This window comes from Rouxiella sp. Mn2063 (genome assembly GCF_049319665.1).
In the GTDB taxonomy this organism is placed as follows: domain Bacteria; phylum Pseudomonadota; class Gammaproteobacteria; order Enterobacterales; family Enterobacteriaceae; genus JBMOUD01.
Genome location: NZ_JBMOUD010000003.1, coordinates 277036 through 289935, shown reverse-complemented (window position 1 = coordinate 289935; position 12900 = coordinate 277036). Strand labels below are relative to the sequence as shown.

Sequence of the window (12900 nt, the reverse complement as noted above, 5' to 3'; positions counted from 1 at the left end):
AATGGCGCCATGTATTGCGCAAGATGATAACAGACAGAGGCACTTAACGACAAAAAAGCAGCATCAAAAAAACCCGCGGCTAAGGCGGGTTTTAAATAACGTTTCATCTTGCAATACTAGCAACACCTAAAAGGTGTCGCTTAATAGTTATTACAGAGCAACAACGTTGGCAGCAGACGGACCACGTGGGCTGTCTTGGATGGTGAACTCAACGTTCTGACCTTCAGCCAGAGTTTTGAAACCATCGCTAACGATAGCGGAAAAATGCACGAAAACGTCTTTAGAACCATCAGCAGGGGTGATGAAACCAAAACCTTTGCTCTCGTTAAACCATTTTACCTGACCATTTAACTTACTCATTTTACTATCCTTTACACTGTACTTTTCTATATAAAAACAGCCGCCTCAATGGCGACCGTGCGCATATTAACGCATATTCCCCGCTTACACGCAAATTTGCCACCCTCTTACGCAATCGTTTTCGTCATGGATTATTCTCGTATATAATGCGCCGATTCTGCGGTTCCCGAGAAATAATGGGGCGCAGCCGACAATATCCTGTGATCAACGAAAAGTTAGGTACCACGCTATGTTAACCCTTGGAACTGCACTGCGCGCTGGCGCAACCCGCGTTATGTTATTAGGCTCTGGCGAACTGGGCAAAGAGGTGGCGCTTGAGTGCCAACGCTTAGGTCTGGAAGTGATTGCCGTTGACCGCTACGCCGATGCACCTGCCATGCAAGTTGCCCACCGCAGCCACGTGATTAATATGCTTGATGGCGACGCGTTAAAGCAGGTTATTGAGAGTGAACGCCCTGATTTCATCGTGCCAGAAATTGAAGCTATCGCCACCAGCATGCTGGTGGAATTAGAAAAACAAGGGCACAACGTTGTGCCTTGTGCTGAAGCCACGCGTCTGACCATGAACCGTGAAGGCATCCGTCGTCTGGCCGCCGAAACTCTGAAGTTACCAACATCAACCTATCGTTTTGCTGACGATGAAACCATCTTCCGTCAGGCGGTGAGCGAAATTGGCTACCCGTGCATCATTAAGCCGGTTATGAGCTCCTCTGGTAAAGGCCAAAGCCTGATCCGTAGCGAAGAAACGCTGCAACAAGCTTGGGATTATGCTCAGCTAGGCGGTCGCGCCGGTGGCGGGCGTGTGATTGTGGAAGGTTTAGTGAAGTTTGATTTTGAAATCACCTTGCTGACCATTAGCGCTATCGATGGCATTCATTTCTGTGCCCCTATCGGCCACCGCCAGGAAGACGGCGACTATCGCGAATCATGGCAGCCACAACAGATGAGTGAGCTGGCGTTAGAACGCGCAAAAACAATTGCCAAAAGCGTAGTCGAAGCGCTGGGTGGTAAAGGTCTGTTCGGCGTTGAGCTGTTTATCTGCGGTGATGATGTCGTCTTCAGCGAAGTCTCCCCTCGCCCACACGATACTGGCATGGTCACCCTGATTTCTCAGGACTTGTCCGAGTTTGCGCTACATGTTCGCGCTTTCCTCGGCCTACCAATCGGCACTATTCGTCAATTTGGCCCTTCTGCTTCGGCCGTTATTCTGCCTGAATTGACCAGCGATAATGTCAGCTTCAGCGGGTTGGAAAAAGCCTTAGTCGGCTCGAACCAAGTACGTCTGTTCGGTAAGCCAGAAATCAGCGGAAAACGCCGTCTGGGCGTGGCGCTGTCAATCGGTGACACTATTGAACAAGCGGTAGAAACGGCGATCAATGCCGCCGCTGCGGTGGTTGTAAAAGGTTAATCTGCATCGGCGCCGATTTAAGCGCGGATAAAAACAAAAACGGACGCACAAATAGGCGTCCGTTTTTTCATCTCATTTAGGCGTTACTCGTCATCTTCATCATCAAAAATAACCGTCACGCGATCGCCTTGATGTTGTTCACGGATCTCTTGTGCCACGATAGCGATGGCCTCACCACTGCTCATGCCCCCTTCCATTAATTCGCGAATGCGTTCAGCGGCTTGTTGTTGTTCGTTATGTGAGAGTGAAGGCATACCCGTCAGCATGAGAAATTCCTGTTATTAGAGGTGGAGGACGCACAGTATACCCTGATATTGATTGGATGACCTCCTCGTCAGAATCTATGTTAGGATCGCCATCCTACTGCCATATAATAGTTCAGATAACATGCCTGCAAACCACTCCATTGTTTATCACCCATTGCCTTATCATCCTGATGTTTTGTTGGAGCGATTTGCACCTCTGTCCGCCACACCTTGGGCGATGTTGTTACATTCTGGAGCCGCGCAACATGCGCATAGCCGCTTTGATATTTTGGTCGCCGATCCCATTCGCACACTGACCACGCATGGCGAAGAAACCGAGATCTGGGCGCAAAATCAAACGCTCATCAGTGCTGATGACCCCTTTACGCTCGTTGAGCAACAATTAGCGCAAGCTGGGTTACAGGCAACACCCCACGCTGATTACCCCTTCCAGGGCGGCGTAATGGGTTTATTTGGTTACGACCTTGGCCGCAGAATAGAGCAACTGCCAATACTGGCAGAGCGTGATATTAACTTGCCAGATATGGCCGTGGGCATTTATGACTGGGCGCTGATTGCCGATCATCAACGTCAGTGTTTAACACTGGTTTGCCAAGGCGATGCACAGGCTCGTCTCGCCTGGCTGTCACAACAACAAAGCACGCCGCAGCGCGATTTTATGCTCGACTCCGCCTGGCAAAGTAATATGAGTCGCCAGCAATATGGCGAGAAATTCCGCCAGGTGCAGGAATACTTACAAAGTGGCGATTGCTACCAAATAAATCTGACCCAGCGTTTTAGTAGTACTTATCACGGCGATGAGTGGCAGGCGTTTTTACGACTTAATCAGGCCAACAGTGCCCCTTTTTCCGCTTTTTTACGCTTGCCCGAAAATACCGTGCTCAGCTTATCGCCTGAGCGTTTTTTGTGGATGGCAGACCATCAGGTACAAACCCGACCGATTAAAGGCACCCTGCCGCGACTCGCCGATGCTAAAGCAGATAGCCAACAAGCAGAAAAACTGGCGGCATCAGCCAAAGATCGCTCAGAAAACTTGATGATTGTCGATTTACTGCGTAATGATATTGGCCGCGTCGCCACGCCGGGCAGCGTCAGGGTGCCAGAATTGTTCGTGGTTGAACAATTCCCAGCGGTCCATCATTTGGTGAGTACTATTACGGCGACATTACCCACGGCATGCCAGCCAACCGCGCTGCTACGAGCTTGCTTCCCAGGCGGCTCGATTACAGGCGCACCAAAAATCCGCGCCATGCAGATTATTGAGCAACTCGAGCCACAACGGCGCAACGGTTATTGTGGCAGCATTGCCTACATCAGTTGCTGCGGTACGATGGATAGCAATATCACCATCCGCACGTTATTGACCGAGCAAGGCCGCATCTACTGCTGGGCCGGTGGCGGTGTAGTCGCTGATAGTGAGGAACAAGCTGAATATCAAGAAACCTTTGATAAGGTTGGGCGTATTTTGCCGTTACTGGGTATTAACCGTGAATAAAGGATCAAGAATGGTGAATTCATTACCGCATGTTCAATTGCCGAGCGCCCCATCAGCATTAGCTGAATTTATCTGTCGCTTTCAGTTACAGATGCCACCTGCGGTAAAAAAAGCGCAAGGCGTGCGGCAGGCTGCGGTGTTAATTCCAATAATTTGCCATGAGCAACCGACGCTGTTACTGACTAGACGTTCTGATAAATTACGCAAACACGCCGGTCAGGTCGCCTTCCCCGGTGGCGCAGCAGACACTAGCGACACATCGCTTATCTTTACCGCACTGCGCGAAGCTAACGAAGAGGTTGGCATCCCTCCAGAGCAGGTACAGGTGATTGGCACACTCAATACTATCGACAGTAGTACTGGCTACCAAGTGACGCCGGTTGTCGGTTTAGTGTCGCCTCAAGTGCCGTTATTCCCTTGCGAGGATGAAGTCGCCGACGTGTTTGAATTACCTTTATATGAAGCCTTCAACCTCTCACGCTATCATGCTCTGGATATTCATCGAGCAGGCTTGCAGCATCGCGTTTACCTTTCTTGGTACCAACAGCAGTTTGTTTGGGGCATGACCGCGGCCATCATTCGTCAAATGGCGGAACAGGTCAGTATTTAATAATTGTTTTATCCAGCGGCCTTCATTAATACAGATAACCAGCCACTGTAATTTGCAGAGTAGAAACCGTTTGCTTAGTGCCTGCATCACACTTTCCCAACGAATTATTTTATTTCATGCGAAAAAGGCTGTGTAACTGCGCCAGCCATTTTACACTATGCAATTATGATAAGATTCGCTGCAATTTAGAAATAATAAACTTTGTATTAAGCAACGAACAAAACTTACTAATAAAAAATAAACAAAACGTAGGCTAACATCAGGATGTCTAAAACGACCTTGATGGATTGTTCGCTTCTGGGGTTCGCCTAATAAGAGGAGTAGTAGTGTGATTAGCGTTTTCGACATGTTTAAAGTCGGAATTGGTCCATCCAGTTCCCATACGCTTGGTCCAATGAAAGCCGGGAAGCAATTTGTAGATGATCTGCAAGAGAAAGGAATTCTCCCTAACGTCACTCGCGTCGCGGTGGATGTTTATGGTTCTTTGTCTTTGACGGGCAAAGGCCACCATACCGATATCGCCATCATTTTAGGTCTGGCGGGTAATAAGCCAGACACCGTTGATATCGATGGTATCCCACACTTTATCCGCGATGTAGAACAGCATGAGCGTCTGCCACTTGGACAAAGTGGCCATGAAGTTGATTTCCCTCGCGATACCGGCATGGTTTTTCGCAATGAAAATCTCTCACGTCACGAAAATGGCATGCAGATTCATGCGTTTTCCGGCGAAGAGATGGTTTATAGCAAAACTTATTATTCGATTGGCGGCGGTTTTATCGTTGATGATGAGCATTTTGGGCAGCCGGTTGTTGATGAGGTTACCGTTCCTTATCCATTCAACTCAGCGACTGAACTGCTTGAGAAATGCAAAGAAAGCGGCCTGTCGTTATCTGGCTTGATCATGAAAAATGAGCTGGCTCAGCATAGTAAAGCCGATATTGATCGCTACTTTGAAAGCATCTGGCACACCATGCAAGCCTGTATCGATCGTGGCTTAAATACTGAGGGTGTTTTGCCTGGCCCACTGCGCGTACCGCGCCGTGCCCCAGCACTGCGCCGGATGCTAGTATCAAGCGATAAACTCTCAAGCGATCCGATGAATGTGATCGATTGGGTAAATATGTTCGCGCTGGCAGTGAATGAAGAGAATGCGGCCGGTGGACGTGTGGTTACTGCACCAACTAACGGAGCTTGTGGCATTGTTCCTGCGGTTTTGGCCTACTACAACCAGTTTATCGAATCGGTAAGTCCTGATATTTACCTGCGCTACTTCTTGACCTCTGGGGCAATCGGCATTTTGTACAAAATGAACGCCTCAATTTCCGGTGCAGAAGTCGGTTGTCAGGGGGAAGTCGGTGTCGCCTGCTCAATGGCCGCTGCCGGACTGACGGAGCTGCTTGGCGGAAGCCCAGAGCAAGTCTGCGTTGCCGCAGAAATCGGTATGGAACACAATCTTGGGTTGACGTGCGACCCAGTTGGCGGGCAAGTTCAGGTGCCTTGTATCGAGCGTAATGCCATCGCATCGGTCAAAGCGATTAACTCGGCTCGTATGGCCTTGCGTCGTACGAGCGAACCGCGAGTGTCGTTGGATAAAGTCATCGAGACCATGTACGAAACTGGTAAGGATATGAACGCGAAATATCGTGAGACATCCCGCGGTGGCCTGGCAATAAAAGTACAATGCGATTAATTTTAGTTTAAATAACGCTTATTGGCACTCAGGACGCTAAAATCTGAGTGCCAGCCTGTTTTACATCAACTGCCGCAATTAAAGCTGTGGAATAAAGCAACGTACCTCTAAGAAACTGCTTTATTTTCAGGAAATAATCCTTTCTGCGCTTGCCAACAACTACCCCACTACGGCATTCTAAAACATTGTAATACTCACTGTTGCCATGTGGTGGCTCAGTAGCTTGGTAAAAACGTTGTTTTCTGTCCGTAATCATCGGGTCATCAGATTCATATTGCTAATGTTTTAATATACTTACTAGCGACAAAAACGATAAATCCTGCACCTGCATTTTAAACACAAAAAGGATTAGCACGATGCCATTACGCCATATGGATCATGCCAGAAACCGCTACTACCGGCTTTCTATTGCGGCTGTGATAGGCGTCTTAGCACTCTTGCTAACTCTTGGTATTACTTTTTATCTACAAAAAGAGCATATAAGCGACGACCAGCAGGCCATTGCCCATCGAGCAGTTGATAAGTTAGATAAGATTTTTTCTTTGGCAAACAGTAGCCAATTAAATGATAAAATCGTGATTGAACAACCCTGCTCAGACCTCCAACCCGCTATGCGCTACGACATTGCCCATTTGCAAACGTTGCGCACGATAGGCATCGTACGTAACGGGCATATTAGTTGCTCGAGCCTGTTGGGAGAGCGCAATCTTGACGCAGCACAACCTATTTTCAATGGTGACTTTACTCAGTCAACATTGACACTAAGCACGTCATTTATCTCTTCTTCTCCTGCCCCAATTTTGTTGTTATGGAAACCAGTCACAGAAGATCGCCGTAGTGGCCTGTTATATATCTATAATATTCAGTTATTGTCCGATTTTATCCTCTCACCACAGCGCCCATTAGTGAAAAAAATTGTGCTCATTGTTGGGGATAAAAGCCTTGAGCACGGCCAAACTGAGCCAATGCCTACAGCTAAGCTGATTGGAGCACCGCTGTTTACGACACAATCAGCCCATTATAATTTCTCCGTCTCGGTTTATGGTGATAGCGCCGATGCGTTATCGTATCCAGAGTTGTACAGACATCTCCCTCTGTCTGTATTGATAAGTCTACTGTTCGCTTGTGCTGTCTATTTCTTAGCTGGTACGCGTATGAGTCTGACCTATCCTATTAGCAACGCCATCTCCAACCGAGAATTCAAAGTCTATTGCCAACCGATTATTAGCAGCGTAGACGGCAGCTGCATCGGGGTAGAAACGCTATTACGCTGGAAGAATCGCCGCCAGGAGTGGATCTCTCCAGAAGTGTTTATCCCGCTGGCGGAAGAACATAATTTAATCATTCCTCTAACACGCTATTTGATAAAACATGTCCGCGACAATCTGGCGCTGTTCCCCTCTACCCCGCAGTTCTATATCAGCATCAACGTTGCGGCACAGCATTTTGAAAAGATGCAGATTGTTGAGGACATCAATAAGTTGTGGTTTAACGCTAACCCTCAAGTCTCACTCATGCTGGAGTTAACCGAACGCACCAGTTTGCAAGACATTGAAGCAGAGCAAATCAACCAGCTAAAACAAAGCGGTGTTCAATTAGCGATAGATGATTTTGGCACCGGTCACAGTTCCCTAAGTTATCTGAAAACGTTAACGCCCGATGTGTTGAAAATTGACAGGGCGTTCACTGGGGCTATCGGAACGGACGCCATCAATGCGACAGTCACTGAGACTATCATCACGCTGGCACAGCGCCTGAAATTAAAATTAATTGCAGAAGGCGTCGAAACTCGTGAGCAAGCCGAGTTTTTACGTGACAAGCATGTTCAAGCACTGCAGGGATATTACTTTGCACGTCCGATGGCGATTGAAGTATTCCCAATTTGGCTTGAACGTTATCAGAAAGAAGCGATGCTGACGCCAAAAGAACAGCCATCAGTCTAATGCTACGGCGAGAGATAATCTCAACAAGTAGGATGAGAGAAACAATTGAATGTCGCTTTTATGCGATGAGACTCACGGTGATTTGATAAGCGTGGCGACTACTTGAAAAATAGCAGCAGCCGGAGAGAGGGCTGCTGCCAGGTTACTAATGCGACGTTAGGGTTTAGATTTCCCAGTTATCACTCTTCATGATTTTGACGATGCGCACCTGCTCAATGCGATACTCTGACACTTGGGTAATTTCAAAGCGCAAATCATTAATCTCGATCACCTCACCGACCACAGGCATCTGGCCAGATTGCGCCAGTAAAAGACCGGCAAGCGAAGCATAGTCATCTTTCGCGCTTACCAATTCAGATGTGTTCAAACGTTGTTGCAGGGAGTGTAAATCAGTCCCCCCTTTCACTAACCATCCGTCACCATCAGCGACAATTTCAGGGGTTTCATCTTCGTCTGGGAATTCTCCGGCAATAGCTTCCAACACATCTAATGCGGTTACCACGCCTTGAATTACGCCAAACTCGTTATTAACCACTAACAGACGACCTTTCGCACGACGCAGAACGGCCAGCAGTTTGATGACATCCATGGTTTCTGGCACCACGATAGGCGGTGTCTGCTCGGCAAAGGCAACGATATCTTCGCCATTATCGAGCGCCAGCAACAGTTCTTTAGCGCGTACGACGCCTATAACTTCATCCAACGAACCGCGACAAACTGGGAATAAACTATGCGGTGTATCAAGCAGTTGACGACGGATATCGCTTGCAGAACGTGAGCAATCAACCCAAGAGATTTCAGTACGCGGCGTCATGATGCTGCGCAAAGTACGCGAGGCTAACGTCAGTACACCGCTAATCATAAAGCGTTCTTCTTCCGCGAAGGTCTCTACCTGCGGGCGACGTTCGTCATATTCGTCTTCATCTTTGTGTTCATAACGCTTACCACCCATCAAACGCTGAATCGCCTCGGCGGTACGTTCACGCAACGGACGATGTGACTGGTGCTTGATGAAATTACGGCGAGCAATCTGGTTAAACAGTTCAATCAAGACTGAGAAGCCTATCGCGGCATACAGATAACCTTTAGGAATATGGAAACCAAATCCTTCGGCAATCAAACTCAGACCAATCATCAACAAGAAGCTTAGACACAGCACCACGACCGTTGGATGTGAGTTCACAAAGCGCGTCAATGACTTCGAAGCAAAGAGCATCACTCCCATGGCGATAATCACCGCCGTCATCATGACAGCAAGGTTATTCACCATACCTACGGCAGTAATAACAGCATCGAGCGAGAAGACCGCATCAAGGACAACAATTTGTGCAACAACAGCCCAGAAGCTGGCATAGCCGCGGCTATTGCCCTGCGCTTCGTGCCCTTCTAAGCGTTCATGTAGCTCACTGGTGGCTTTAAATAGCAGGAATAGCCCCCCCAGAAGCAAGATGAGATCGCGTCCAGAGAAGCTAAATTGCGCAATGCTAAACAGTGGCGTGGTGAGTTTCACCATCCAGGAAATCAGTGATAGCAGGCCCAAACGCATCACTAGCGCCAACGCCAACCCGATAACACGTGCCTTATCACGCTGCTTAGGCGGCAACTTGTCCGCCAAAATGGCGATAAACACCACGTTGTCGATGCCCAGTACTATCTCAAGAACGATTAACGTTAGTAAACCGACCCAAATTGACGGGTCCATTAGAAATTCCATATCTGGCTCCGTATTAAGCAGTTAGAGAAAAAGTACGTAGTTCACCCGCATCGCGAGGTCGTAAACAAGACCGGCAGATGTGACTGAGGCAGCGGATTTGCTGGGCGCACGCGTTCGCCAAGACAGACAGTTTGTCTGAACTAACAACGGTACTAAGGTGGAAAAGCTGGATGATTAAAACAGATGGATAAGGTCGTCGATGACAGTCCATACAGAGGGCTGAGGCCCGGCACTCCTTTACAATTATTGGAAATATACTGTAACAGAGTTGCCTATAAGCGAAAAGTCCAATTTTTTAGCAGTTCTACCACGCCTTATGCTGAAGTGGATAAAAATCACTCAAAGACGAAAACTCCATCTTTTACTGACTAAATAACCGACTGACGTCACACAATTTATTTTTTCACAGACTAAAATAAATCTCATCGTGATGTTTTAACGATAAATCACTTTAAATGTTTCATCTGTTTTTTTGGAAAGTATTTGCAGAGGCGTTCTCATAAACACAGCGTGATGGCGCTCTGCTTAGCCTCAGAAATCATAAAGGCACTTACATGAGCTTTATGGTAACGCTCATGTATCGGGTTAACAGAGGAGGTAGCGAGTGAGTATTGCTATTATCATTGGCACGCATGGATCGGCAGCAGAACAACTGCTGAAAACAACAGAAATGTTGATTGGCGATCAAGAAAATGTCGCATTTATCGATTTTATTCCCGGTGAAAATGCTGACACTTTAATTGAGAAATACAATGCCAAGCTTGCCGAGTTAGACACCAGCAAAGGCGTAATATTTTTGGTCGATACTTGGGGCGGTAGTCCTTTCAATGCCGCCAGCCGTATCGTCGTCGATAAACCAGATTATGAAGTTATCACCGGAGTAAATATTCCGATGATGGTGGAAACTTTCATGGGGCGCGATGACAATCCATCACTACAAGAGCTCGTCGCAATAGCATTAGAAACGGGGCGTGGCGGTGTGCGCGCACTGAAAGCAGTTGAAAGTGAAGCAGAAAAACCTAAGCCCGCTAAAGTGACTCCGGCTGCCGCACCTGCCGGCCCGCACGATCATATGAAAATCGGTTTGGCACGTATTGATGACCGCCTCATTCATGGACAAGTCGCGACTCGCTGGACCAAAGAAACCAACGTGACCCGCATTATTGTCGTCAGTGATGAAGTGGCGGCAGATACGGTGCGCAAAACACTGCTGACTCAGGTGGCTCCTCCCGGCGTTACCGCGCACGTGGTTGACGTCGCTAAAGCAATTCGCGTTTACGATAACCCTAAATATGCTGGCGATAAGGTCATGCTGCTATTCACCAATCCAACCGATGTGTTGCGACTGGTCGAAGGGGGCGTAGCCATTACCTCGGTTAATATTGGCGGTATGGCTTTCCGTCAAGGCAAAACCCAGGTTAACAACGCGGTTTCCGTCGACAGCAAAGACATTGATGCCTTCAAAAAACTCAATGAGCGAGGTATTGAGCTGGAAGTACGCAAAGTCTCTTCTGATAGTCGTCTAAAAATGATGGATTTGATTAGCAAAATTCCCCAATAGACTCAGCACAATAAACGGTCGCCAATGTTGATGGCTGCTGTTTATGCAGAGGATATTTTACACAGCAGTCCTTTGGTTATAGGAGAAGATCAATGGAGATCACCACACTACAAATTGTGCTGATATTTATTGTGGCATGTATTGCCGGGATGGGTTCCATTCTGGATGAATTTCAATTTCACCGCCCATTAGTTGCTTGTACATTAATCGGTTTTGTCCTCGGGGATATAAAGACCGGGATCATCATCGGGGGAACCCTGGAGATGATCGCACTTGGCTGGATGAACATCGGTGCCGCTGTTGCACCTGATGCCGCCCTCGCCTCTATTATCTCCACGATTCTGGTCATCGCGGGCGGACAATCCGTCGGTGCAGGTATCGCACTGGCAATCCCACTCGCGGCGGCAGGTCAGGTATTAACAATTATCGTTCGTACCATTACTGTAGCCTTCCAGCACGCCGCCGATAAGGCCGCGGAGAAAGGCAACCTCAGTGCTATTTCCTGGCTTCACGTCTCGGCACTGTTGCTACAAGCTATGCGTATAGCAATCCCAGCCGTGATTGTTGCCGTGTCTGTAGGGACTGAAATCGTACAAGAGATGCTGTCTTCCATCCCGGAAGTGGTCACCAACGGTCTCAATATCGCCGGTGGGATGATCGTCGTCGTAGGTTACGCGATGGTTATCAACATGATGCGTGCAGGCTATCTGATGCCGTTCTTCTATCTTGGTTTCGTCACCGCCGCCTTCACCAACTTTAACCTGGTTGCTTTGGGTGTAATTGGTGTGGTGATGGCCGTGCTGTATATCCAACTGTCGCCAAAATACAACAAATCTGCTCAGGCAGCAGGACCGGCACAGGGCACTAACGACCTCGACAACGAATTAGATTAAGGATGTGAGAAATGACTGACCAATCTCAAGTTAAAAAACTCACATCCAGCGATGTTCGCGGTGTGTTTTTACGCTCAAACCTTTTCCAAGGTTCATGGAACTTCGAGCGTATGCAAGCGCTGGGATTCTGTTACTGCATGGTGCCGGCAATTCGTCGCCTGTACCCAGAAAACAACGATGACCGGAAACAGGCAATTAAACGCCACTTAGAGTTCTTTAACACCCACCCTTACGTCGCGGCACCGGTGCTTGGCGTAACCCTGGCGATGGAAGAACAGCGGGCCAACGGCGCACCTATCGATGATGCGGCAATCAACGGCCTCAAAGTCGGCTTAATGGGACCACTTGCTGGTGTAGGCGACCCTATTTTCTGGGGCACCGTGCGTCCAGTATTTGCCGCACTCGGCGCGGGTATCGCGATGACCGGCAGCCTGCTCGGCCCCCTGCTGTTCTTCGTGTTATTTAACCTGGTGCGCTTGCTGACTCGCTACTACGGCGTCGCTTACGGCTATAAAAAAGGCGTTAACGTTGTTAACGATATGGGCGGTGGCCTGCTGCAAAAACTGACCGAGGGGGCGTCAATTCTCGGCCTGTTTGTCATGGGGGCTCTGGTTAATAAATGGACGCACGTCAATATTCCACTTGTGGTATCGAAAATCACCGATCAGACTGGACATACTACGGTAACCACCGTACAAACTATTCTCGATCAGTTGATGCCTGGCTTGGTACCACTGCTACTGACGTTCGGCTGTATGTGGTTACTACGTCGTAAGGTTAACGCCTTATGGATTATCGTTGGCTTCTTTGCCATCGGTATCTTCGGATATTGGATTGGCCTGCTTGGCGTCTAATATACCAAACTGGCGGCGGTAAACGTCGTCTGACAACAGAGCCGGGGAATGTTTACCCCGGCTTTTTTATCGCGGCATTTTGCAAATTTGTTGGTAATCGATA

At 48.3% G+C, this 12900-nt stretch carries 12 protein-coding genes; 8 read left to right on the top strand and 4 right to left on the bottom strand.

What is annotated here, in order from left to right:
* Positions 1-150: 150 nt before the first annotated feature.
* On the bottom strand, positions 151-360 hold the full coding sequence (gene cspE / locus ACL9RG_RS06775; protein WP_422791835.1) for a transcription antiterminator/RNA stability regulator CspE: 210 nt from the start codon (positions 358-360) through the stop codon (positions 151-153).
* A 229-nt stretch (positions 361-589) separates the two neighbouring features.
* On the opposite strand from cspE, the gene purT reads away from it, so the two are divergent.
* Complete coding sequence (gene purT / locus ACL9RG_RS06770; protein WP_422791834.1) at positions 590-1768, top strand: formate-dependent phosphoribosylglycinamide formyltransferase; 1179 nt, start codon at positions 590-592, stop codon at positions 1766-1768.
* A gap of 83 nt (positions 1769-1851) precedes the next feature.
* Here the strand turns inward: purT and ACL9RG_RS06765 are convergent, their stop codons facing one another.
* Positions 1852-2034: a YoaH family protein gene (locus tag ACL9RG_RS06765; RefSeq protein ID WP_422791833.1), complete on the bottom strand. Its 183-nt coding sequence runs from the start codon at positions 2032-2034 to the stop codon at positions 1852-1854.
* A 121-nt stretch (positions 2035-2155) separates the two neighbouring features.
* Between ACL9RG_RS06765 and pabB the strand changes: the two genes are divergently transcribed.
* The 3 genes from pabB to sdaA all read left to right on the top strand — a co-directional run bounded on the left by pabB (position 2156) and on the right by sdaA (position 5832).
* Complete coding sequence (gene pabB / locus ACL9RG_RS06760; protein WP_422791832.1) at positions 2156-3529, top strand: aminodeoxychorismate synthase component 1; 1374 nt, start codon at positions 2156-2158, stop codon at positions 3527-3529.
* 10 nt (positions 3530-3539) lie between these two features.
* Positions 3540-4139, top strand: a complete 600-nt coding sequence (locus ACL9RG_RS06755) for a CoA pyrophosphatase (RefSeq protein ID WP_422791831.1) — start codon at positions 3540-3542, stop codon at positions 4137-4139.
* A 328-nt stretch (positions 4140-4467) separates the two neighbouring features.
* Positions 4468-5832, top strand: coding sequence for an L-serine ammonia-lyase (gene sdaA, locus ACL9RG_RS06750; protein ID WP_422791830.1), 1365 nt, complete (start codon positions 4468-4470; stop codon positions 5830-5832).
* Between the two features lie 28 nt (positions 5833-5860).
* Here sdaA and ACL9RG_RS06745 read toward each other — a convergent pair whose 3' ends face one another.
* On the bottom strand, positions 5861-6088 hold the full coding sequence (locus tag ACL9RG_RS06745) for a hypothetical protein (RefSeq protein WP_422791829.1): 228 nt from the start codon (positions 6086-6088) through the stop codon (positions 5861-5863).
* Positions 6089-6188: 100 nt separating this feature from the next.
* Between ACL9RG_RS06745 and ACL9RG_RS06740 the strand changes: the two genes are divergently transcribed.
* A complete protein-coding gene (locus ACL9RG_RS06740; RefSeq protein ID WP_422791828.1) occupies positions 6189-7775 on the top strand; it encodes an EAL domain-containing protein in 1587 nt (528 codons plus the stop codon).
* A 163-nt stretch (positions 7776-7938) separates the two neighbouring features.
* Here the strand turns inward: ACL9RG_RS06740 and ACL9RG_RS06735 are convergent, their stop codons facing one another.
* Positions 7939-9489 carry a TerC family protein gene (locus ACL9RG_RS06735; protein ID WP_422791827.1) on the bottom strand — a complete coding sequence of 517 codons (1551 nt, stop codon included), beginning with the start codon at positions 9487-9489 and terminating at the stop codon, positions 7939-7941.
* A 604-nt stretch (positions 9490-10093) separates the two neighbouring features.
* Here ACL9RG_RS06735 and manX point away from each other — a divergent pair.
* From manX to ACL9RG_RS06720, 3 genes are all read left to right on the top strand, one after another.
* Positions 10094-11050 carry a PTS mannose transporter subunit IIAB gene (manX, locus tag ACL9RG_RS06730; RefSeq protein WP_422791826.1) on the top strand — a complete coding sequence of 319 codons (957 nt, stop codon included), beginning with the start codon at positions 10094-10096 and terminating at the stop codon, positions 11048-11050.
* Positions 11051-11142: 92 nt separating this feature from the next.
* Entirely contained in the window at positions 11143-11943 is an 801-nt protein-coding gene (locus ACL9RG_RS06725) for a PTS mannose/fructose/sorbose transporter subunit IIC (protein ID WP_422791825.1), read from the top strand.
* 11 nt (positions 11944-11954) lie between these two features.
* Complete coding sequence (locus ACL9RG_RS06720) at positions 11955-12797, top strand: PTS mannose transporter subunit IID (RefSeq protein ID WP_422791824.1); 843 nt, start codon at positions 11955-11957, stop codon at positions 12795-12797.
* The last annotated feature ends 103 nt before the right edge of the window (positions 12798-12900 follow it).

Excerpts from the sequence above, each read along its gene's own strand:
- cspE (WP_422791835.1), bottom strand. The coding sequence starts at position 360 with ATGAGTAAGTTAAATGGTCAGGTAAAATGGTTTAACGAGAGCAAAGGT.
- purT (WP_422791834.1), top strand. The coding sequence starts at position 590 with ATGTTAACCCTTGGAACTGCACTGCGCGCTGGCGCAACCCGCGTTATG.
- ACL9RG_RS06765 (WP_422791833.1), bottom strand. The coding sequence starts at position 2,034 with ATGCTGACGGGTATGCCTTCACTCTCACATAACGAACAACAACAAGCC.
- pabB (WP_422791832.1), top strand. The coding sequence starts at position 2,156 with ATGCCTGCAAACCACTCCATTGTTTATCACCCATTGCCTTATCATCCT.
- ACL9RG_RS06755 (WP_422791831.1), top strand. The coding sequence starts at position 3,540 with ATGGTGAATTCATTACCGCATGTTCAATTGCCGAGCGCCCCATCAGCA.
- ACL9RG_RS06745 (WP_422791829.1), bottom strand. The coding sequence starts at position 6,088 with ATGATTACGGACAGAAAACAACGTTTTTACCAAGCTACTGAGCCACCA.
- ACL9RG_RS06740 (WP_422791828.1), top strand. The coding sequence starts at position 6,189 with ATGCCATTACGCCATATGGATCATGCCAGAAACCGCTACTACCGGCTT.
- ACL9RG_RS06735 (WP_422791827.1), bottom strand. The coding sequence starts at position 9,489 with ATGGAATTTCTAATGGACCCGTCAATTTGGGTCGGTTTACTAACGTTA.
- ACL9RG_RS06725 (WP_422791825.1), top strand. The coding sequence starts at position 11,143 with ATGGAGATCACCACACTACAAATTGTGCTGATATTTATTGTGGCATGT.
- ACL9RG_RS06720 (WP_422791824.1), top strand. The coding sequence starts at position 11,955 with ATGACTGACCAATCTCAAGTTAAAAAACTCACATCCAGCGATGTTCGC.